Source organism: Candidatus Megaera polyxenophila (genome assembly GCF_029982035.1).
Lineage (GTDB): Bacteria > Pseudomonadota > Alphaproteobacteria > Rickettsiales > Rickettsiaceae > Megaera > Megaera polyxenophila.
In genome coordinates this window covers 69900-93142 of the sequence record NZ_CP104168.1, presented here as the reverse complement: position 1 = coordinate 93142, position 23243 = coordinate 69900, and the positions used below count along the sequence as shown (strand labels likewise).

Here is a 23243-nt window from a genome sequence, read left to right as displayed (position 1 = left end):
ACATTAACCCGATGTATCGAGTGATACGTCAACCCGTTTATTTTTATTTAACTAACAAAAACAAACGTAGTTGTTAGAATAGTAGAGTATTTCTTACTAGTCAACCCCTTTTGTTTATTTTTGTTAAGTGAATAGTTTAAAATGAATTTAACAAAACAAACATAAATGTCTAATGTAGCATTAAGAACAGAGCAGGAAGCTCAAATTAACCAAGACCAGCTATGCAAACTTTACTCCTTTAAGGAAGAGAAAGCCCGTTATCAAGAGTTATATTAACTGGGATAAGATAAAGAGAGCTAACAGGAAAGCTATCCGTGAAAAAGCTAAGCACTTAAGTAAGGATGCAAAAAGATATTCAGCGCCCGTTATACAAAAACTAAAAAAGGCGAGCGTGTCATCCTTAATCATAAGTATATTTCTACAATTACCTTTTGTAAAAGAGGGCAAAATTGTAATATCATAAAGCAATTAGAATCTGTCCTAGATATTACCTACCATAATTCTATTACTGTTGACAAAACATATCGCCATAGTTACGAATTTGCGATTACAAAGACGAAATAGTATCTAAAGAAGATAATTCTACCGCTCAAGTTATTAAGCGAGACGAATCCTCAAACCTAGCAATCAAGCCGAGTTTTGATACATCTATAGAAAATAAAGATATTGAATATATTAGATCTAACGTGCATGCGCACGAATCTACTCTTTCACAAAATACTCAAGAAATCAAACAAGAGGAAAAATACAGAACCTCAAATAGTAGAACTTCCAAAAGAACCTGTGAAATCTACTAAGCTAAAAACTAGACCTGCTAACGAGCGGAAAAAACCTACTAACTCGAGCGTAAAGCAAATTGCATCGTTTAACCAGTACAAAGAGCCTCAAGACCTAAAGCACCATTACCCACTAACTAAGGAGGACGGCGATAAGTTGCAAAGCCTGTCAGGGCGAGACTTTAGGCTAAATGCGATGAATGAGATACTCCTAAATATGTCAAAACGACTGGATAACAGGTTTTGCTCGAAAGCTCAATTTATGGCGTATTTCGGCACATGTCTAAAATACGAGAAGCGGGATGCCATTAAGACGGGTAACGATAACTTCCGCATAAAAGCAAACATCACTCCAATAAATCAAAGGGAAATAGACAAAACAAAGCAGCTAGAACAATATTTAGCCGAAGTGGAACAAATGGCGATTACCCATGTTTGCCCTGAGAACCAGCTAAAAGCAAGGATTTCCAATGTTCTTGAGTCTCTAAAAGCTTATGTACTACTGTCAAACATTAAGGATTTTGTGGTATTAGGCGGTATCGTAAAAATTTACTTAAGAGCCGACTGCCAATTAAACGAGTTTGAAACTGGTTTAGTTTTAAATCAGGTTAAGTCTATCTATTCTAGCGGAGAGGTAAACATAGAAAGCGTGGAGTATGTAGTAGAAAATACTTGTCGGCAAGTAAACGGCTATGACGAGGTGCGGACAAAAGGAACTCCCGTCATGCCGACATTACAACAAGGCATTTGGGGAGATATCAGTAGGAAGCTGAGAGAAATATACGGCATTCATATTTACAATAACTGGTTTAGTAAGCTAGTTCCTATCATTGATGAGCAGGCTAAAACTATTGAGTACAAGCTCCTAACTCTTTTGTTAAGCAATGGATAGAGACTAATGGGATGAGACCAGAAAAGAGAGAGACACTGCCCAGACGAAGTTTCAGAAATAATCAATGGTTCTCCAAGCTAGGGACTATGAACAACAAGAGTTATGCAATGATCACGCTGCGCCAAAGCAGTAGACGAATCACTTCTTCTCATCTGAGAGATGAAAGCTTTGATTTTGCGACCAGAAGTCGTTATCAAGTTGTGCTTCTGCCTCAGCCAATATTTAAGCAAGTCATCTTCATGAGCGCCAGGTGTTTTTGTTGATGGTATCGCGACCATATCAATTGCAACATTGTCACAGTTGAACGAAGTATCCTGTCATAAATCGTTCACCCTACATTTTTTTGTATCGAAATCTTCCCCGTAATTTTAGATGATCTTCTTAGCTTTCTGAACAAATTCACTAATTTAATATGTTGAGAATGAGTCCGGTGCAGGATAAGTGTTGCCGATACAATCGCCATTTACCTTATATCATTTCTCAGCGTCTGTACACCAGTTCCTAACACGTTTTTTGGTGTCGCAAGTACCTATATATTATTTTCCGCCATCATGTAAATATATGATAACGATGATAAAAACGAAGATCCTGTTATAGTAATATAGATTGCGATGTTACGTGCATCATAGCATTAATAGATAAGCGCAAGCCATCTAAGATATAGTTTTCGTCACCAGTAGACTATAAAGTTGGTAATCCTAATAGATATGAGAGCAGAGAAAATATAAGAAGCCCAGTAGGTAAAGGAGCGAGAATGATGAAACTTATATTAAAGTAAATGGTAGTGTTACTATTTAGAATATTGGGACTACTTGGTACCATAGAGTTTTTGCTTAGAAAGTATAGGGACGCAGCTGCTAAGCAAAGCATTTTTCCGTAGCATCTAAGAATAACGAGCGTCAGAGAAAGTAACAATTGATAAAAGCGGTAGTAATATATCCGCACTTAATAGCGCCAATAAAGATTACCTGGAAGACAAGCAAATAGAGTTCGCCGTCAAGTGAAATATTCAACAATATTATAGAGCAGGATCAGTGATTTATTAAGAAGCGGACTAAGCCGATGCTTGGGTTTAAAAGCTTTTCTCTGCTAAATGCTTACTATCGCCGCTGAGAATATCCGTATAATTCAAAAAGGACAAATTATTGGTAGCACAATAAATGCTTCTACTTTTGAGAATTTTAAAATGTTAATGGCAGCACAGTCGTTCAAAATCTGAGTTTTACTTCAAAAAACACATCTTCAAATATACATGCGATGAACCATAATTTCATTAGGCTTGTAATTCATTTTGTCAATCAATTTTTCAAAGTTTTGATTAACAATTTTTCTGGTTACAAATTTTGAAATTCTATACTATAAAATAATGCGATTTTTATGACCAATCTCAGTAATTGATTATTACGATCAAATTGCGTCGTTTTTGATAGTGGAAAAAGCCCATCGTGGCGAAAGTTACAGGCAAAATGCTGTAGAATGCACGGAGAAAGAACTGGCGATGGTGCTCCGAAAGGTAATAAGAATGCCTTTAAGCATGGGATAGTAGGGAAGAAGAAAAAGAGAAAGTAATGAAATTTAAAAGGGAGTTTATGAACTATTACGCACATGAAAAACGGCACAAAGAAAACCGATTGGTTTATATTAGATTTATGTAGTTAAGTGGATAGGGAAACACACTTCGCCTTTAGGGCAACACTTTAGTATTATGAGTTACTAATCAAGAGGAGAAGTAGCTTATGGAATATAGAAAAGGTTCGCACAGCATATATGATCTGAAGTAATGCAGGGTATTTTGTACGAAATACAGATATGTCGTGAATAAGACAAGTAATGATAGAACAAGAGAGATCATTAGAGAAATATGTGCGGCAAATTACATAGACATAGCAAGTGGCAGCATGAGTCCAGATCACGCATTTACTACTGTCAATACCCCTGAGTGTTTCTGTATCAAAGGCAGTACAATACATTAAGGGAAAAAGCAGTCGGAAATTACTACAAGAATTTGAATTACTTAGAAACGCTACTGAAGTCAATGATTCTGGGGCTAGGGGTATTTTTGTTACGTTATGCTTGGTAATGAACTCAAATAGCGCCAAAATACATAGAGGAACAAGAAATGCATCATAAGAGAGATGATTTTAAAAATATTTGAGTTAAAATATTATTTAACTGCTTTAAAAGCGATTAAACTGGTCATTTTAGCCGCATAACTGATATTTGTTAACTATGATATTAAACAAATAAAATTGATGCTGTATGAGGTTTAAAAAACAAGAAATAAGTATAAAATAAGTGAGGATAAGGATAATTTACTATGACACACAGATATTTAGACCCAACGAACGATGTTGCATTTAAAAACTCTTAGCACAGCACCCATTACCTGCTTAATTCCATTCTCAAGCTATCAGAAGGTAGTAGAATAAAAAAGAACTGACTATATACCCATAATATGCTCTTATTTTCTAGAAGAAGCTTTAGAGAGAACAGTATTTTGACCTTATGCAAGTGACAGTTGTGTTATATTATTGAGATGCAACGTAAAATGGAAAGGACTATATTAACCGAGTTCAATCTCTACGCAGTTATTCATACGTAAACCGATAATGAGGGCAAGTTTGCAAAGACCATTTACCGTGGGTTGCTATTTCCCATTGTAGTCAATGGGAAGGTATTTGACGATGAGCTACCATGTATCAAATCACTATTACCGTTAAACGAACACCAATAAGCAGTATCTTTTTTCCTTGATGTAAGGTGTTTGTAGAGCTAGGCAAGTTTGATAGTAACAAGATAGAGAATGATATAGATAAAGCATTTATTAAAATGTGTCTAAATGGAACAAGAACCGCCGAAAGAAATAAAAATATAGCGTATTATCTGCATATGAGGATTTAGAGCAATACAGGTGGAATGCTAGTAAATGTACATGATGCTTATATAAGGGCTAAACTAGTTATGAAGAAGAAATCATGTCAGAAGAGCCATTTGAGCTGAAAAGATATAAAAGCTTGAGCTTAGGTAAAATCGATGTGAACCGTGTAAGCGTTGAGGAAATAGCCAAGAAATGCTAGCTAGAGGTAAACGTGAAGAAATAGCCGAGTTAACTGGTCTTAGCCTAGAGAAAGTAAATAGCTTAAGAAAAGACCTTTTAAGGTCTTTGCGATTGCTGGACGATACGATTAATACTCTGATGTTCGCCGCACATCATTATTAACTCGTCAGTTCCTTTTAACATTAACCATAATATTAACAATTGACCGAATGGTATAAAGGAAATTAATACAAACCACCACCACAACATTCAAATCACAGTTCCCACAGCCAAAAGTTATGTACATTCATGTATATATTAATAATAATAAATAATAATATTATTGCTAATATAGCTAAATATAGAGGTGTTGGACTTAAGTTATATCTGCTTTATTTCACTATTTAATGATTAATAAAATAATGTCAAACCATACTTCATCTGAGAGATGAGTGCTTATCTTTAAGTGACTAGAAGTCGCTTATCAAGCTAAAGTCATTCCTTTGAAATTTCATTATTTGAAGTAAAGTCGGTCTCATGAGCGTCAGTGTGTTTGTTGATATATTCGTTAATCATATCATCTGTAACATTACTGCCATAGTTGAACTGAAGTATCCTCTGCCCCATAAATGTTCACTCTCCCATACTTCTTTTCATAATTCGAAACCCCTTCCTGTATTCTTTTAGATGATCTTCCCTTGTTTTCTGAACAAATTCATTAATTTTAATATGCGTGAGGAATATTTGGTAACATATGGACATGGTCAAAGCGTGATACAACGCCATTTTCTATCTTTATACCATTTCCTCAGCTGGTAATTCTGTAAGATTTAGGTTCTGAACATGCTTTATGTCGTAAGTAAGTACCTTATAGCATATTTCGTTATCCATACTATATGATAATGATAATAAAAACTAGAATGATCTTTTTTGTTATAGTAAGTCATAGACTTATGATGCTACCGCATCATGGCGCATTAGACAAGCTAAAGCTTTTATCTGGAAGATGGAGGTTCTCACCACCAAAGGGACTATAAAACCCTAAATACATATTCTTTTCCGCATTATATTCTACTCTTATGTAATAACGTCATTGCTACACTTAATAATATAACGTATCATATAAATACCTATATCTCCTGTTAGTTCTGAGAGGTTATAAGATCTAACATTTGATACTAGTATTTTTTACTCCTGCTTCTGTCTGTAACGCATCATTTTCAGCTTCAAATAACAGATAAATTCAAGATATCTTATATCATTAAACTAGTCCTTGATGAAAGCTTCATAAGTATTAATCTTCAATTCCGCAAAAGTTTGTACGTCATCATAAGCTAATTCCATTATCTAACCTCCAAGATAAGCAATGATTTATTTCTCTTTATCCTAACCAAAGTTGCTCTTCAACCAACATTATCAACATCAACACTACGGCTTGTTTTTCAGTTTATTTTCATATATAGACATTTTCCATCAGTACTACCCACACATTAAGTTAGTATTTCTTCACCAATAGAAGCATTATGACATCTTGAACTGTCTCATTTTTAGAGCATTAACTAAAGCGTCTCTCTTATCAGTGATTTTATTACCTTCTAGGCGTAAGTAAGGTTTTTAAGTGAGGGAACCTACCATTTAAGAGGGAATCGGCAAGTATATTCTTCATCTCCTATCTAATTTTATTGACTTTAAATTAAGGTTATGAATACTTGCAAGCCATTTTAAATTGACGTTCACGTGTTATCCAAGAACATATTAGCTTCGTTTAAAGAACTTTATTACTTAAACTGAACTAGTATATATTTCATCGTATTATTAGTAACCATTTCAAAGATATTTAGTATCTTTAGTTTTAATTATCGTTATATCCCTTGAAAAAATACAGCATACCGCTAAAGCAAATCTTGTTTCGTTTTCCTCTGGGCCTAAAATATTTAATGAGTTATTTTGTAATCAGCACAAATCCAATCGGCAAAAGCAGTTATTCCGACGCAAAGGTTGTTATTAGTAAGATTTAGTGTTGTTAAATTGTTATTGTAATTATTTACTAAAAATTGAGCCAAATATTGTACACCAGAATCAAATTCCATTACTTATTATATTTTAGCACACAGATGCATAGCCGTTGAACAAGCTACTAACTGAACACCAATCACCATATTCATACCATTGAAATTTGCTTCGTATTATTTTTGACTAAAAACAAAATATTTTGTTCCTTTTGTAAAAGCTGTTGTCTATAAACAGGCATACTATCTTCAATAGGCTTGAAATCTTCCTTATCTAATATTTTCTTCTTACTCCAACGAGTTAACCTGAATTTCAAATCGTTCTGGGTATAGTTGAGGAAATTGATGTAAAATATTAATAAAATCTTTTCTTATTGGTATCCATTTTTTATAATTAGGTAAACTAGCTTCAATATGTGTCCAATTTCCATTTTCTAATTGTTGTCTACCATAAGTGTTAGTATTCCAGTCTTCAAATTTCGCAGGGTAAAGATTAGGATGTAATTCATGTAAAAGCTCAATTAATTCTTTTTTTAAAGATTGTTGTTCGGAAATTGAGAACGTTTTTTTATCAGAGGACTTACTATAAACACTACTTTCCTGATTAGTACTACTAGAGCCGCCACCTCCTCCTCTTCCTTCTCCACCTTTGCTATTACTATGTGCCGAAGGATAATTACCAGAGCCATTATTACCACTATTACCTGTTGAACTTCCACGTATACATATATTAGTAACACCATCATTATCTTTCCAACTTCTTCCACCTTGACTTTTACATGTATGGCTACCTGTATTACTACTAGACCCACTCCCTCCGCCGCTACCTCTACTACCGCTATTACCCATAAATCATTACCTTATTAATTAAAAAATATTCTAAATATCAATTACTACCGGCTAAAGCCGGTAGTTTGGTCAACGCTTGCAAAGCGGATTAAAAGCGTAAACGCTAAAACTCAGATATTTTAAAATCATCTCTCTTATGATGCATTTCTTGTTCCTCTATGTATTTTTGTACTTCATTTGAGTTCACATTACCAACCGTAACAACAAAATACCCCCTAGCCCAGAGATGTTGACCCCAGTAGCGTTTTCTCAGTAATTCAAATTCTTGTAGTAATTTCCGACTGCTTTTTCCCTTAATGTATTGTACTGCCTTTGATACAGAAATACTCGGGGTATTGACAGTAGTAAATGCACGTGATCTGGACTCATGCTGCCACTTGCTATGTCTATGTAATTTGCCGCACATATTTCTCTAATGATCTCTCTTGTTCTATCAGCTACTTGTCCTGTTAAAACCCTGTATCTGTATTTCGTACAAAATACTACATGGTACTTCAGATCATATATGCTGTGCGAACCTTTTCTATATTCCATAAGCTACTTCTCCTCTTGGTTAGTAACTCATAATACTAAAGTGTTCGCCTAAAGGCGAGGGTGTTAACCCTATCCCACTTAACTACATAAAAGTGTTGATAATTTCTAATATTGTGGCTTGTAACGTAAGCGTACGGCAAACCCGCCCTTGTTATTTAATTCATTCTAATTTAATATTCCAGGGGAGAAGGTCTTCGATGTGATTCGCCTTATAATCCTGAATAACTTCAAAAACTTTATGTAAATATTTAACAGGATTTATATTATTAAGTTTTGCTGTTTCAATTAAGGTATAGAAGATGGCCGCAGTATTACCTCCTTTATCGGAACCCGCAAAAAGCCAGTTTTTCCTGCCTTATGTTGCCAAGCCAGTTATGTTGTGTTGGGTCAACATTCCTTATTCTTCTTACCCCTTTATTATCATCTAAACAACATAATTTTTGCATGATGTAGGTTATCCTAACACTGGTTGTTCATAATTTCAATAAACCAGAAAGGAGGAAGATCATGTTTAACCAACTATTCAGAAGCAGCTATTACGTTACAAAGCATATTAACACACCATTGCTGGAGGAGCGTTTAAATTATCTCCAGTATTGGCATGAAGCTGGTAAAGCTCACAGCACTCTCACAACTATCGCGCAATATCTTGTACGCATTGTTGAGTATCTACAGTTAGATACTACAGATATTGTGACTATAGAAGAAGTTGAAGTAGCTGCTGATCTCTGGGCTAGATATCAATCTAATAACCCACAAAAAAAGGCAGCCTTTTCAAAAACTGGGAAAAAACGTTTTATTTGGTATGCCACTCACTGGCTGGCAAAACTATGTCGTTTAAAACGCCCAGTAAAAACAGTTATCCCAGTGTTCCAGAAGATTTTTGTGCAATCTCATACAATAGCCCGCCATTCGACAGCTCCGTTAGTTGAGGAAAGGGTGATGTATCTACAGTATTGGAGTGATTGTGGAGCAGTAACTTCTACCATTCGTATAATAGCGCAGTATCTATTGATCATCATACAGTTTTTAGACTTTTATCAAGTAAGGATAGTAACATTGAGTGAAATTGAAGAAGCAGCAGTGAGGTGGCGCCGGACAAGAGATCCACAGAATATACATAAGAAAAGCAAATATTCAAAATTTGCAAAAAGACAATTTATTCGAAATGCTGCGAGGTGGTTTAAAATGCTAGGTTGTTTACAGGAAACCAAGCAGCCTATTTCATTTGAAGAATATCTCAACCAGTATATAAGTTACATGAGGCAGGAACAAGGACTGTCCGAATGTACAATTCTTTCCAGGTTTTATCAACTTAGAATTTTTCTTACCAGTATTGAGCAGAAGCAGCAAGAATTTACTAAGCTCACACCACTCATCGTAGATGAGATAATCATAGGCAAACATGATATTGATCATCACTCAAGACGCACTGTGCAACTTTACGCTTCAATACTGCGCTCCTTCTTGAGATATGCCGAGGATCAAGGCTGGTGTCCAAAACACTTGGCAAGTACTATTAAAGCACCACGTGTATATAGAGATGAGTCACTGCCTTCTGCACCATACTGGAGTGATGTCAAAAGGTTACTAGCAAATAGTGTCAGTGATAGTCTAGTAGACATCAGAGACTATGCCATATTAATGCTACTATCAGTATATGGCATGAGATGCAGTGAGGTTACTCATCTTCGTTTAGAGGATATCGATTGGGAAAATGAGTTGATTCATTTACAGCGTGCCAAGAGATGCAAACCTCAGACATTCCCTCTTTCTAAAACCGTTGGCGAAGCAATTTTACGATACTTAACTCTCGTCAGACCAAAATTGCGCACGTCGAGAGAAATATTCTTGTCTATGTACGTGCCTTATAAACTTTTATCATCGGCTGCAGTGTATCAAATTGTCAGTAAAAGGCTTAAGAAGCTGAATATTACAATAAAACATTATGGACCACATGCACTTCGTCATGCATGTGCCACTCATTTAATTAATGAAGGAATATCACTGAAAGAAATAAGTGATCATTTGGGGCATCGGACTCTAGATACCACAAGAATTTATGCAAAGGTTGATCTTACAACTTTGCGCAAAGTTGCTGAATTTGATATGGGAGGTCTATTATGATGCTAAACCAACTTGTAACTCAATATATCCACTATAGGCAATCTTTAGGTGAGAAATTTAAGACCAATGCGTACTACTTAAAAGCCTTTTGCAGGATAGTGGAATCAAATACAGATATCCAATCTATCTCTTTAGCGCAAATCAACCACTTTCATCTGAGAGATGAAAGTTTGATCTTTGCGACTAGAAGTCGCTTATCAAGCTAAAGCTCATTCTAGCCTAATATTTGAAGTAAAGTCGGTCTCATGAGCGTCAGTGTGTTTGTTGATATATTCGTTAATCATATCATCTGTAACATTACCGCTAGTTGAACTGAAGTATCCTCTGCCCCATAAATGTCTACCCCAGTATTTCTTTTTTAGTATCGGAAATTCTTCCTGTATTCTTTTAGATGATCTTCCCTTAGCTTTCTGAACAAATTCACTAATTTTAATATGCGGAGGAATATTTGCAAATATATGGACATGGTCGCTTGATACAACGCCATTTTCTATCTTTATACTCATTTCCTCAGCTACCTGTAACACTAGTTCCCGAACACGTTTTTTTATGTCGTAAGTAAGTACCTTATAGCGATATTTCGTTATCCATACTATATGATAACGATGATAAAAAACTGAATGTGATCTTTTGTTATAGTAAGTCATAGACTTATGATGCTACCGCATCATGGCGCATTAGACAAGCTAAAGCTTTTCCATCTGGAAGATGGAGGTTTTCACCACCAAAGGGACTATAAACAGCTTTCTTTACGGGGACGCGCAAACTGTAACATCTAGCTGGTTTGCCAAGCATTCTGCACTCTTCGGATTCTATCAGTATGCATTGACGCGCAATTACGTTACCAAAGTACCACTTCCATCTATTTTACCAAAAAGACCACAAGGATTTGTTCCATATATTTACTCACAAAGTGAGCTAAAACTACTTTTTGATACAGCCTTAACATATCAAAAAAATAAGAGCTGCATTCTGCCATACACAGTACAGACTGCACTTATTTTGACCTATGCTCTTGGTCTACGAATCCATGAAACACTGTCTCTAACTCTGCAGGACATAGATATAGAGAATGCAGTAATCACAATAGAGCAATCTAAATTTTATAAGTCCCGCTTAGTACCGTTTAGTATACAAATTAAGGATACCATTGCCAAATATTTAGAATGGAGGATAGATCAAAGGCAGCCACAATCACCAGAAAGCCCTTTGTTTATAGGGAAAATGCTCAGGCATTTAATATAAATACAATGCAATATATTTTCCAAAGAATAAGAGCTAAGGCTAAGATTAAAAGAGACGATACTAGCAGATATCAACCAAGAATGCATGATCTTCGTCACAGCTTTGCTGTACATAGACTAACAAGTTGGTATCGGGAGAAGAAGGACGTGCAACAACTTCTTCCAATATTATCAACCTATCTTGGTCACAGACGCCTTGCTGATACGACGGTTTATTTGACAATGACGGATGATCTGTTGCAGGAGGCTAATATACGCTTTGAAAAATATACAATAGGAGAAAAACAATGAAAGATACAAATTATTTAAGCATATGGATAAAACGATTTTTGTTAGAATATTTAATCAGTACCAGAAACCTATCAAAAAACACACAGCAAAGTTACCGCGATACATTCAAGCTACTATTGCCATGCATGGCTAGTAGGTCTAAAAAGGCCATTGATAAATTGCTTATAGATGACATTAGCTCAGATCATATAAAAGCCTTTCTTCTTTCGCTCGAGAATGATCGCCATTGTTCATTATCAACGCGCAATCAACGCCTTGCGGCACTTCATGCTTTTGCAAAATTTGTAGGGCTAAATAGCCCAGAGCATGTAGAATGGTCTAGACAAGTACAGATAATCCCCTTTAAAAAAGCGGAGCACAGATTGATAACTTATCTTGATAAATCAGAGATGGATGCGCTATTAACCGCCCCAGATACTAACACTACTCAAGGCAGGAGAGATTATGCATTATTACTCTTCCTCTATAATACTGGAACTAGAGCTGATGAGGCGGCTCAGCTAACAATAGCTGATCTCAGTGTAGCTCATGTGCAAAAGAGAGATTTATCTACTGTTATCATCAGAGGCAAGGCTAATAAATTTAGAAGATGTCCATTATGGCAAAAAACTGTTACAGAACTTCAAGGTTTGATAGCTAATAGAGATAAACATGAGCATGTGTTCTTAAACCGCTGCAAGCAACCACTGACTCGCTTTGGAGTGCATAACATGGTCAGACGTTATACCAAAGAGATCGTCAAAACAATACCATCGATAAGCCAAAAAAGAGTAAGCCCACATACAATACGTCATACGACGGCTACTCATTTACTGCAATCTGGTGTAGATATCAATACAATCAGAGCTTGGCTCGGACATGTATCAATTAACACAACAAATATTTATGCAGAGGTAGATTTAGAAATGAAGGCAAAAGCACTAGCTTGTTGTGATATTACAAATGATAAGCCACCAACGCATTGGAGGGACAATAAAGACCTGATGAGTTTTTTGGCTACACTTTAATACAAATAAAATAATACGGAGCGTCGTCGGAGCGTTGAGTTAGGGTACTTAATTATGTTATCTTCGTTTCATAAAACGTACAGAGATATAGGGTGCAATAACTCAACACAACATAACTAGCTTGGCAACATAAGGCAGGAAAAACTGGCTTTTTGCGGGTTCCGATAAAGGAGGTAATACTGCGGCCATCTTCTATACCTTAATTGAAACAGCAAAACTTAATAATATAAATCCTGTTAAATATTTACATAAAGTTTTTGAAGTTATTCAGGATTATAAGGCGAATCACATCGAAGACCTTCTCCCCTGGAATATTAAATTAGAATGAACAAGATAAGCCACCTATCGGTGGCAGCTTAAAAGAAGATACTCTTGACCGATAAATATTTATGGAGGATTATAATACTGGTATTTGATTTGTTTTAACTTGAGTTATAAAGACTGAATGTTAGACATACATAAGATAATATATAATTGAGTTATGAGTAACTTGCACTCTGAGCAGCATTTGGTCAATGAATTAGCGGTAAAAACTCTTAAGGCCATTTCTAAAGAGCAAGCAATTCCTTACAGCAGGATCAAAAAGATTTTTTCCGAAGGAGATAAGGAAATAGCCAAGGCTTTCTGGATAATGTTGCGAAAAATATCTCCCAATCATAAGTATAATTCTGTTTACTATTGCCCTGATTGTAAAGAATTTGATTTAGAACGCAAAGGAAGAAAGATTCCTTGGTAAGAAAACATTAACTATAAGTAATTTATGGAAATAGTCGGTAAAGGAATATCTATAAAACATATTTTTCTAGACCGTGGTAATTGGTCTCGATTTCGCTAAAAAATACGGCAAGCTAAGATACGGCATTATTTTCAACGTCACTAAAGTTATATCGTGTGGAACGAAATATTTAGGATTTAAACGTTATAGCTGCCGTGATTGTAACCGCAATAAATCGGTAGCATTCAGCTGTAAAGGTAGGTTTTGTTCTCGTTGTGGTAAGAAACAAACGGATCAATGGGTGAGTAAGGCTAGCAATGTTCTACCAAAAACACGATGGCAGCACATTACATTTACAATGCCGGACTCTTTATGGCCGATATTTTGGCTCAATCGTGATCTGTTTGGATTGATTTCCGGTATTGCAGCAGGAATTATTAAGGAGATAGCTACAAAGAAAAATCTTGTGGTTGGTATATTTACTGCCTTACACACTTTCGGTAGAGATTTAAAACGCAATGTTCATATCCATTTATCGGTTACTTGCGGCGGTATAAATAGCAAAGGCAAGTGGCAAAAATTATTTTTTCCTGCCGAACCTATTAAAAAAATGTGGAGACATAGAGTCCTTGAGTTATTTCGCTTTCAATATATCTCAAGTAATTTGAAGTTGCCGTCCGCATATCAAAATGCTGAGAATTTTAATAACTGGATGAGTAGTTTATACGAAATCAGTTGGTATGTTTATTTACAAAAACCATCGGATGATCATAAACGCAACATAGAATATTTAGGGCGGTATATAAAACGCCCCCTATTTCCGAGACAAGAATAGAAAATTACGACGGAAAGCAGGTAACGTTTAAATTTCTTGATCACTATAATAATACAATTGATCGCATAACTATGCCCGTGATGCAGTTCATAGCTAGTCTGATTATGCATATACCAGATCGTTATTTTCGAATGATTAGGTATTACGGTTTTTTATCTAATAGAACTAGGGGCGTACAATTACCTATCGTATATAAGGCAATTAATCAAATCGTTCATAAGAAAACTAAGCTCATTAGTTGGAGATTAATGATTTGGTTGAATTTTAAAATAGATCCTCTGTTTTGCTATAATTGCAATAAATGTATGAATCTGCGGCAAGTTTATTACGGTTTATCTCCGCCATTGTTATTAATAAGAATCAATGAATTATTATCAACGCCTAGATAACATCATTATGGCGAACACTTCTTTCACGTCTTAGCCACATAATTTGTAAAACTGAACCTATTTTTAGATAGATTCTGGCAGAGATTTTTATAAAAGTGTTGATAATTTCTAATATTGTGGCTTGTAACTACATTTTATTAAACGAATTTTCAAAGTTTTGATTAACAATTTTTCTGGTTACAAATTTTGAAATTCCTATACTATTAAATAACAAGGGCGGGTTTGCCGTACGCTTACAACAAACCACTACTTCAACCGTGTGATTTTACTAAATATAGGGCCTCACTCACTAGTGTCTGGATTCACCGGAATGACTTAAATCAGAAAGTGTTAAAAATGAATGAAGGTGATTACGAAGAGCTTTATCTGTCGGGAATTACTCAGAAGGATAATCGTAGGATAAAAGATTTATACGCTCCGTTTTTTCGGCTCTGGATTTTTAAGTGTGTAAATTCAAAAATAGGCACTTAAATTCAACTTTGTTGCATAAATAAGAAAACAGTACTACTAGTACTTGTATTTACGTTACTCTTGTCATAACATTCAAATATAATACGAAAACCTTTCATGATAATTTTTTTCCAAATTAAAAGTGATATAATTATCAATTTATATTCTTTGTATCCTCGTGTCACTACTTTTGTTACATTTCCATCCACCTATAATATTACGTTTCCAATTCCATTTCCGCCGTTCCTAGCAACTGTGTGGTTACTAATGCCTCAATATTGGTAGTTGAAGTAATTCCAGATATAGTATCTACTGTCATGCTATTTTCTTCTAACGGCGACGCAGTAATAATTGTACTACTATTGTCAACACTACTAGCTCTCCCATCACCAAACAAAGCGGTTACTACATACTCGGCTCCATGCTCTCTTGTAGCAGAAAGCAATTCTTCGGCTATTTCAGAGCTAGAACCTAGATCCAGCAACTTGTTTAAAACACTTGGCCCACGCTTGGTTGCTGCTTGCATCAACCTTGTGTTACCAAGTACAGGATTGTCGTACTCCAGCTTGTTGACAACAGCAATAGTACAACAACACCAAAAACCTCGAGTAGATGGTATATCATCATTAGTGTCAGGAGTACCAATGGCGGCTTTCAAAACACCCTGATTTATTGGTATATCATCATTAGTGTCAGGAGTACCAATGGCGGCTTTCAAAACACCCTGATTTATAATGAGGCCAATTTTCTCTTCTATAGTTCCAACAGTGCTAACAGCAGTTTTACCTTCAAAGATCATTTTAATAACAAACTTACCTACCCCAGTAGCCTTTTCTTCAGCTTCGCTAATAGTTCTTTCCTCATCTGATTTGGTCTCTTTATATTCACCAACTTTAAAGAATCTTTTGGCAACACCAATAACTCCTATTGCCTCATCATCATTTGCTTTAGATGCTTCTGCTTCTTTAAATATCTCTTCAAACCTGGACTCGAGACTAGTAATAGTACTAGCAGCAATACTAGCAATACTGTATTCATTTTGAGAAATTTTACTCAAAACCCTAGAAAAGGTAGACTCTTCTATCGGTATTTTATCTGCATATGGAGCAAGTCTAAGGGCTAGTTTTTTAGCAAACTTAGCCATCTCAATAGAATCAGTAACTATAGTAGCATAATTTTTAATTCCCTCCTCTTGTTTTATTTTATCAACTTCCTTCATGATATCACCAATCAATTGTACTCCAACACCAACTAGGGGAATATGAGCAGAAATCGATGACAAGGCTCCACCTATTTTTCCCACAGCACCTTGACTTTGACTAGCTACCATCTTGCTATTGATTACACTAGAGGCTAGATACATAGCATTTAATTGCACACATAAAGAGCGATAAAATGCAAATTGATATGGAGAGCTAAGAACCTTATTTAGCTGTATATCTTCTTCTTTAGATAATTTGTATTCAAAAATTACTTTTTCAAGATCATCAAATTTGATGTTTTGTAATTCGCACTTCAATTCTATAAATTCTGTCTTAAAACTCGCTTGTCTGATGCGTTCAGCTTCAAATTCATCACTAATACGAAGCAAATCAATTTTGTTCAGAACTGTACAGGCACCATTTTTATAATTATCCCATGGCGAAGAGAGTGATAACTCAGTTTTAAATATATTTACCTTATCACTAATATCTTCACTGGTTCTTTCAACGATATTACTCAGACTAGTATCTACGATTTGTCTAAAAATCTCATATATATTGCTATTATTATCACTAATACTACTACTTGAGAGAGCTTTAAATAATTCTTGACCGGTTTTTAAGTCTAATTTCGAAGAAGTAGCGTAATATCTTGGCTTACTACTATCATGGTATTCCATATTACCAAATAAACTTTTTAAGAAAGTTGTGCTTATATCATCAGAACTTGGGTATTTAACACTTCTATCTTCTCGTATAGAAGTTCCTTCAAGATAAAATTTACGTATTTCAATATCACCGAATTCTGTACGTCTTTCAGCTACTAAGATAGTATTAGACGGCTGCTGTTTTTTGTGGTCCGATAAATTCATCAGCGATGTCTGCCAAGAATCTGATTCAATAGTACTACCATCTATTATACTACGAGTCTCTGGTGTATTACCAATGTCACTAGCGGCTAGTCTAAAACTATTGTTATTAGGAAATAATGGTGTATATTCTCTATACTGTTTAGCTAATCTATCGTTTTGTTGCAAGGCAGTTCTAATGATTTCCGTTATAACTTCTTGATTGTTAGCTTCAATTTTACCTTTATCTTCTGTAGATTCTATCTCCTTATTATGACCTGCAGCACCTACTTTTGCAGCTGCTTCAGCATTTAATTTTTGAGTTAGATGATAAGTTTTACCTTCAAAGATAATTTTGCCATCTTTAGTAAAAGTTGAGGTAAAACCTCCTTTTATACAATGAATAATGAAGTCTTTATCAGTCTTGCTAATTTCATAGTCACTTAAAGCTTTATGATATAAGGATTTAAAGAAAGGAGCGGATTCAGAAGAAAGATCTAATAATTCTGTAAAGCTTTCGTTTATTAACTCTACCGTTGTTTCATTAAGAATATTAACTAATTTATAGAGAAGACTTTTGGCGGCATTATTAGCGGCTTTAACATTTTCTTCTGCATTTTTATTTTCACGTTTTATAATAGACAACAAAGTTTTTATTAAAGTGCAGTGATTAGCTTGAGGATTTGAGTTAAGTGTTGACAATGTAGCAATTAACTCATTTAATTTTAAGGGGATTACATTAATAACTGCATTTCTAATTTCTGCTACCCTATTGTCCAAGAATCGGTATTCAGGATTGGCTATATCGTTGATATTAAGACTTGCTGCGACTTTGCCGATGGCTTCGGCTGCGCTCCCAGCCGTCATCGTATCACCAGAAGAAAGGAGCTCGGCTAATTTTTCTACAGCGCGAGAAGCAAACTCAGGAGAGAGTCCGCCTGAGCCCGCGACTTTGCCGATGGCTTGGGCTGCGCTAATAGCCGTCAACTCATCACGAGAAGAAAGGCGCTCGGCTAATTTTTCTACAGCGCGAGAAGCAAACTCAGGAAAGAGTCCGCCTGAGCCCGCGACTTTGCCGATGGCTTCGGCTGCGCTCCTAGCCGTCCACTCATTATCAGAAAAAAGGAGCTCGGCTAATTTTTCTACAGCGCGAGAAGCAACCTCAGGAGAGAGTCCGCCTGAGCCCGCGACTTTGCCGATGGCTTGGGCTGCGCTAATAGCCGTCCACTTATCACCAAAAAAAAGGAGCTCGGCTAATTTTTCTACAGCGCGAGAAGCAAACTCAGGAGAGAGTCCGCCTGAGACCGCGACTTTGCCGATGGCTTCGGCTGCGCTCCTAGCCGTCATCATATCACCAGAAGAAAGGAACTCGGCTAATTTTTCTACAGCGCGAGAAGCAAACTCAGGAGAGAGTCCGCCTGAGCCCGCGACTTTGCCGATGGCTTCGGCTGCGCTCCAAGCCGTCCACACATTATCAGAAGAAAGGAACTCGGCTAATTTTTCTACAGCGCGAGAAGCAAACTCAGGAGAGAGTCCGCCTGAGACCGCGACTTTGCCGATGGCTTCGGCTGCGCTCCTAGCCGTCATCATATCACCAGAAGAAAGGAACTCGGCTAATTTTTCTACAGCGCGAGAAGCAAACTCAGGAGAGAGTCCGCCTGAGCCCGCGACTTTGCCGATGGCTTCGGCTGCGCTCCAAGCCGTCAACTTATCACCAGAAGAAAGGAGCTCGGCTAATTTTTCTACAGCGCGAGAAGCAAAATCAGGAGAGAGTCCGCCTGAGCCCGCGACTTTGCCGATGGCTTGGGCTGCGCTCCAAGCCGTCAACTCATCACCAGAAGAAAGGAGCTCGGCTAATTTTTCTACAGCGCGAGAAGCAAACTCAGGAGAGAGTCCGCCTGAGCCCGCGACTTTGCCGATGGCTTCGGCTGCGCTAATAGCCTTCAACTCATCACCAGAAGAAAGGAGCTCGGCTAATTTTTCTACAGCGCGAGAAGCAAACTCAGGAGAGAGTCCGCCTGAGCCCGCGACTTTGCCGATGGCTTCGGCTGCGCTAATAGCCGTCCACTTATCACCAAAAAAAAGGAGCTCGGCTAATTTTTCTACAGCGCGAGAAGCAAACTCAGGAGAGAGTCCGCCTGAGCCCGCGGCTTTGCCGATGGCTTGGGCTGCGTTCCTAGCCGTCCACTCATTATCAGAAAAAAGGAGCTCGGCTAATTTTTCTACAGCGCGAGAAGCAACCTCAGGAGAGAGTCCGCCTGAGCCCGCGACTTTGCCGATGGCTTGGGCTGCGCTCCTAGCCGTCAACTCATCACCAGAAGAAAGGAGCTCGGCTAATTTTTCTACAGCGCGAGAAACAACCTCAGGAGAGAGTCCGCTAGCCGTCCACTTATTATCAGAAGAAAGGAGCTCGGCTAATTTTTCTACAGCGCGAGAAGCAACCTCAGGAGAGAGTCCGCCTGAGCCCGCGACTTTGCCGATGGCTTCGGCTGCGCTCCAAGCCGTCAACTTATCACCAGAAGAAAGGAGCTCGGCTAATTTTTCTACAGCGCGAGAAGCAAAATCAGGAGAGAGTCCGCCTGAGCCCGCGACTTTGCCGATGGCTTGGGCTGCGTTCCTAGCCGTCAACTCATCACCAGAAGAAAGGAGCTCGGCTAATTTTTCTACAGCGCGAGAAGCAAAATCAGGAGAGAGTCCGCCTGAGCCCGCGACTTTGCCGATGGCTTGGGCTGCGTTCCTAGCCGTCAACTCATCACCAGAAGAAAGGAGCTCGGCTAATTTTTCTACAGCGCGAGAAGCAACCTCAGGAGAGAGTCCGCCTGAGCCCGCGACTTTGCCGATGGCTTGGGCTGCGTTCCTAGCCGTCAACTCATCACCAGAAGAAAGGAGCTCGGCTAATTTTTCTACAGCGCGAGAAGCAAACTCAGGAGAGAGTCCGCCTGAGCCCGCGACTTTGCCGATGGCTTGGGCTGCGCTCCTAGCCGTCAACTCATCACCAGAAGAAAGGAGCTCGGCTAATTTTTCTACAGCGCGAGAAGCAAACTCAGGAGAGAGTCCGCCTGAGCCCGCGACTTTGCCGATGGCTTGGGCTGCGCTCCTAGCCGTCAACTCATCACCAGAAGAAAGGAGCTCGGCTAATTTTTCTACAGCGCGAGAAGCAACCTCAGGAGAGAGTGCGCCTGAGCCCGCGACTTTGTCGATGGCTTCGGCTGCGCTCCTAGCCGTCAACTCATCACCAGAAGAAAGGAGCTCGGCTAATTTTTCTACAGCGCGAGAAGCAAACTCAGGAGAGAGTCCGCTAGCCGTCAACTCATCACCAGAAGAAAGGAGCTCGGCTAATTTTTTTACAGCGTCGGCTAATTTTTTTATAGCGCGAGAAGCAACCTCAGGAGAGAGTCCGCCTGAGCCCGCGGCTTTGCCGATGGCTTCGGCTGCGCTAATAACCGTCGTCCTATTACCTGATTCGAGAATATTTTGTATACTGGTGATAAACTGGTATCCTAATCCGCCCTCTCTATCAAATTCCGCTCTGTTAGGAGTGGGAAGCGATGCTCTAGCATCGCCTCCTTTTGATAAAGTGGAATTTTGAGCGTTATTTTTTATATCAACTTCGACTTTTAGAATATCCGTCAGCAACTCCGTTGCTGCTGTTTTAAGGTTATCATCTGTTATGAAAGGTTTCGGTTGTTCTAGGACCAGTTTTATAGCTGTTAATAAAGTGCCATAACTTATTGACTTATCTGTTAATTGTTGTAACTGCTGTAAGCAGATTTTTTGCACTCGCCAATCTTGTTGCGGTACTTCAATAAGTGATATAAGTTTATTGAATAGTACTTCTTTACTCCAATCAAACTCTTTCTTATTTACCATGCTAACTATTACTTCTATGGCAGGCTGCTGGCTACTGGCATTAGCGTTAGCATCTAATGCTACTATTTTTAATAGATCTGCTATGTTCTTTGACATATAATTACTAGTAACTAATGTGTCACTCCATTTGCCAATGTCACTTAACACTTCTACCTCTATCAATTCTTGCATGGACCTGAATTTACTATCTAATACTTGATTCCTAGTAGATTGTTGGGTCTGACTTAGCAAATGCATTAACAAGGTTACTTTAGTCTCTATACCGAATTCTAGTACACCATCAACGTTACAGGTCACAGCATCCCAAAAACGGGTAGCAAGTAGGTCTTTTTGAGAGCTATCATCGTTTGATACTAATCCCGCTAAAAGCTTTAAGGTCACTAAGTACCTTGGTTCATTTCGGTGATTTGATATGAACTGAGCTGTTTCTCCAGCAATAGAGCCATCTACATCTAGTAGTTTCTCTTTAAGCGAATGAGCTGTTAAATACTCTTGGAAAGATAAATGAATAAAAGTATGATCTTGATGTAACAAATCATTTACATCTTTAGATCTTGAAGTGTTTTCTGCTCTTAGTAAGCCAAATTGATATACTGTTTCAATATTGCTGGACTCCCCGCAATACCCGCCTATCATTCCTCCATCAATAACTACCATATTGCTTTCAAACCCCTTGTAAGCAGTCTGTTTTAATACTTTAACTTCGTTTAAGTTAAAAATATCTTGTTCGCTAAAATTAGCTACTGTTGTGATCTTGTGTTTTTTTATCATTGGTTTCTCTTGGAATTTTTGGAGATACCTTTTACCCAACCAAATCACTACCTCCTGATATAGACTACCAATATTAAAATCTCCGGCAAATTTAGTAGTAAATCCCGGATCAGAGCTTATTAAACAGACCATCATTGCATTAATGGGAGTAGCTAGTGTTGTTTGTAATGTCAGGTTTCTTTCGTAAAGATTAAGAAATGATTCTTCTATAGCTTTATAATCGTAGCTTGTAGTATCAGTTACAGTCTTGATTTTAGCTTCTTGAATTTCTTGCTGCTTAGCAAAATATTTGTGGAGATACTCCCTTGTGCTATCTTGATTAAGACCGCTACTTTCTATTTTTCTTGGGAACTTTTCTTCTAGTTGCTTAGTGACCCCATTAGGACGCGAGGTCACTACAATATTATCATACTTAAAAATCTCATTCATGATCTGATATGCTATATGATTTGAATCATTGGTTAAATGAGCTATTTCATCATAACCATCTAATAATAATAATACTTTTGACCTTAACTCTGTTTTCTTTAGTAACTCTACCGTTTCAGCCTCTGTGATTTTATTATCATCGCGGTTAGCATATTTCCCTTGATTAACTAAGACCGATCTTTGTTCCACTAAAGATTCATATATTAGTTTTTCCAGTGGATTATCCATAGCAATAGACTGATTAGACCAAAAAGCATTTGTTAAATTCTTTAACTTAACCTTGAATATATAATCAAATTTATCGCTAAAGATACTAATCTGATCATTTTCATTTGCATCTTTACCCCACTCATAGGATATATGATGTAGCAGTGTAGTTTTACCGATCCCTGGGCCACCAACTATCAAAACTCTACCGGTAGCTTCCTGATTCCCTACTTTGTCAAAGATACTCTTAAGTTCTATAGGCTCTTTCTCACCACCGCTTGTTCTTCTATTATCTAACATGATCTGTAAGTTTACATAGTAGTCATCCATACGCTGTTCTGGGATAGAATCATCTTCAATTAACTTAGGTAATGTATCCTGGGCTTTATAAAGCGCTTTTAATTTCGTCTTCAATTTTTGCTCCTCTGCAGTAACCAGACTAGTGCTGTCTTGATTAATTAATGTCGACACTGCTTCCGACGTGTTCTGATTTTTTGCCATGATTAAGTATTTCCTCTCTTATAAATAATATCCTTAGGGTATAATAAGTTATAGCTTTGCTAAATATTATTCCGTAGCTTACTGCAATTCACACGAATTACTAAACTAACTTAGAGAATAACAAAAAAACTAGAGTAATCAACATTTATCTAAAATTCATATCAACCACTTTCATCTGAGAGATGAAAGTTTGATGTTTGCGACTAGAAGTCGCCTATCAAGCTAAAGCTCATTCTAGCCGGCTTTGTTTCTTTACCCCC

Annotated in this window: 11 protein-coding genes and 6 pseudogenes; 11 read left to right on the top strand and 6 right to left on the bottom strand. The window is 37.4% G+C overall.

Translation table 11 applies throughout. From position 1 onward, the window contains the following. The first annotated feature begins 783 nt into the window (after nt 1-783). The 3 genes and pseudogenes from N3Z16_RS10785 to N3Z16_RS11585 all read left to right on the top strand — a co-directional run bounded on the left by N3Z16_RS10785 (nt 784) and on the right by N3Z16_RS11585 (nt 3798). On the top strand, nt 784-1668 hold the full coding sequence (locus tag N3Z16_RS10785; protein WP_282487242.1) for a hypothetical protein: 885 nt from the start codon (nt 784-786) through the stop codon (nt 1666-1668). A gap of 994 nt (nt 1669-2662) precedes the next feature. After that, nucleotides 2663-2751: pseudogene (locus N3Z16_RS11590) on the top strand (IS6 family transposase); the annotation flags it as partial. Between the two features lie 731 nt (nt 2752-3482). Then, nucleotides 3483-3798: pseudogene (locus N3Z16_RS11585) on the top strand (transposase). A gap of 1402 nt (nt 3799-5200) precedes the next feature. Here N3Z16_RS11585 and N3Z16_RS10775 read toward each other — a convergent pair. From N3Z16_RS10775 to N3Z16_RS10760, 4 genes and pseudogenes are all read right to left on the bottom strand, one after another. Next, nucleotides 5201-5332 (bottom strand): hypothetical protein, encoded by a 132-nt coding sequence (locus tag N3Z16_RS10775; protein ID WP_282487240.1) that lies wholly within the window; start codon nt 5330-5332, stop codon nt 5201-5203. A 1670-nt stretch (nt 5333-7002) separates the two neighbouring features. Beyond that, complete coding sequence (locus tag N3Z16_RS10770) at nt 7003-7563, bottom strand: hypothetical protein (protein ID WP_282487238.1); 561 nt, start codon at nt 7561-7563, stop codon at nt 7003-7005. 103 nt (nt 7564-7666) lie between these two features. After that, a pseudogene (tnpA, locus tag N3Z16_RS10765) lies at nt 7667-8097 on the bottom strand (IS200/IS605 family transposase). Nucleotides 8098-8257: 160 nt separating this feature from the next. Further along, nucleotides 8258-8452 (bottom strand): annotated as a pseudogene (locus N3Z16_RS10760) (transposase domain-containing protein); the annotation flags it as partial. 152 nt (nt 8453-8604) lie between these two features. Here N3Z16_RS10760 and N3Z16_RS10755 point away from each other — a divergent pair. Continuing rightward, entirely contained in the window at nt 8605-10224 is a 1620-nt protein-coding gene (locus N3Z16_RS10755) for a tyrosine-type recombinase/integrase (RefSeq protein ID WP_282485595.1), read from the top strand. 209 nt (nt 10225-10433) lie between these two features. On the opposite strand, the gene tnpA (N3Z16_RS10750) is transcribed toward N3Z16_RS10755, so the two are convergent. Further along, nucleotides 10434-10871 (bottom strand): IS200/IS605 family transposase, encoded by a 438-nt coding sequence (tnpA, locus tag N3Z16_RS10750; RefSeq protein ID WP_282485546.1) that lies wholly within the window; start codon nt 10869-10871, stop codon nt 10434-10436. Between the two features lie 6 nt (nt 10872-10877). On the opposite strand from tnpA (N3Z16_RS10750), the gene N3Z16_RS10745 reads away from it, so the two are divergent. From N3Z16_RS10745 to N3Z16_RS10715, 7 genes and pseudogenes are all read left to right on the top strand, one after another. Next, nucleotides 10878-11003: a hypothetical protein gene (locus N3Z16_RS10745; RefSeq protein ID WP_282487237.1), complete on the top strand. Its 126-nt coding sequence runs from the start codon at nt 10878-10880 to the stop codon at nt 11001-11003. A gap of 46 nt (nt 11004-11049) precedes the next feature. Further along, a complete protein-coding gene (locus N3Z16_RS10740) occupies nt 11050-11469 on the top strand; it encodes a tyrosine-type recombinase/integrase (protein ID WP_282487235.1) in 420 nt (139 codons plus the stop codon). Between the two features lie 5 nt (nt 11470-11474). Beyond that, nucleotides 11475-11759, top strand: a complete 285-nt coding sequence (locus tag N3Z16_RS10735) for a site-specific integrase (protein WP_282487233.1) — start codon at nt 11475-11477, stop codon at nt 11757-11759. Continuing rightward, nucleotides 11756-12766, top strand: a complete 1011-nt coding sequence (locus tag N3Z16_RS10730) for a tyrosine-type recombinase/integrase (protein WP_282485597.1) — start codon at nt 11756-11758, stop codon at nt 12764-12766. Before N3Z16_RS10735 ends, N3Z16_RS10730 begins: the two co-directional genes overlap by 4 nt. 133 nt (nt 12767-12899) lie before the next feature. Continuing rightward, nucleotides 12900-13094, top strand: a pseudogene (locus N3Z16_RS10725) (transposase domain-containing protein); the annotation flags it as partial. 153 nt (nt 13095-13247) lie between these two features. Beyond that, nucleotides 13248-13502: a hypothetical protein gene (locus N3Z16_RS10720; RefSeq protein ID WP_282485543.1), complete on the top strand. Its 255-nt coding sequence runs from the start codon at nt 13248-13250 to the stop codon at nt 13500-13502. Between the two features lie 73 nt (nt 13503-13575). Beyond that, a pseudogene (locus tag N3Z16_RS10715) lies at nt 13576-14705 on the top strand (IS91 family transposase). 667 nt (nt 14706-15372) lie between these two features. Here the strand turns inward: N3Z16_RS10715 and N3Z16_RS10710 are convergent. After that, the gene (locus N3Z16_RS10710; RefSeq protein ID WP_282487231.1) at nt 15373-22983 is read right to left on the bottom strand and encodes an NACHT domain-containing protein; all 7611 of its coding nucleotides are present in this window, start codon (nt 22981-22983) and stop codon (nt 15373-15375) included. Nucleotides 22984-23243 lie beyond the last annotated feature (260 nt).

Bases quoted from the DNA above. Each gene is read 5' to 3' on its own strand.
- N3Z16_RS10775 (WP_282487240.1), bottom strand. From the start codon at position 5,332: ATGGGGCAGAGGATACTTCAGTTCAACTATGGCAGTAATGTTACAGAT.
- N3Z16_RS10770 (WP_282487238.1), bottom strand. From the start codon at position 7,563: ATGGGTAATAGCGGTAGTAGAGGTAGCGGCGGAGGGAGTGGGTCTAGT.
- N3Z16_RS10755 (WP_282485595.1), top strand. From the start codon at position 8,605: ATGTTTAACCAACTATTCAGAAGCAGCTATTACGTTACAAAGCATATT.
- tnpA (WP_282485546.1), bottom strand. From the start codon at position 10,871: ATGACTTACTATAACAAAAGATCACATTCAGTTTTTTATCATCGTTAT.
- N3Z16_RS10745 (WP_282487237.1), top strand. From the start codon at position 10,878: ATGATGCTACCGCATCATGGCGCATTAGACAAGCTAAAGCTTTTCCAT.
- N3Z16_RS10735 (WP_282487233.1), top strand. From the start codon at position 11,475: ATGCAATATATTTTCCAAAGAATAAGAGCTAAGGCTAAGATTAAAAGA.
- N3Z16_RS10730 (WP_282485597.1), top strand. From the start codon at position 11,756: ATGAAAGATACAAATTATTTAAGCATATGGATAAAACGATTTTTGTTA.
- N3Z16_RS10720 (WP_282485543.1), top strand. From the start codon at position 13,248: ATGAGTAACTTGCACTCTGAGCAGCATTTGGTCAATGAATTAGCGGTA.
- N3Z16_RS10710 (WP_282487231.1), bottom strand. From the start codon at position 22,983: ATGGCAAAAAATCAGAACACGTCGGAAGCAGTGTCGACATTAATTAAT.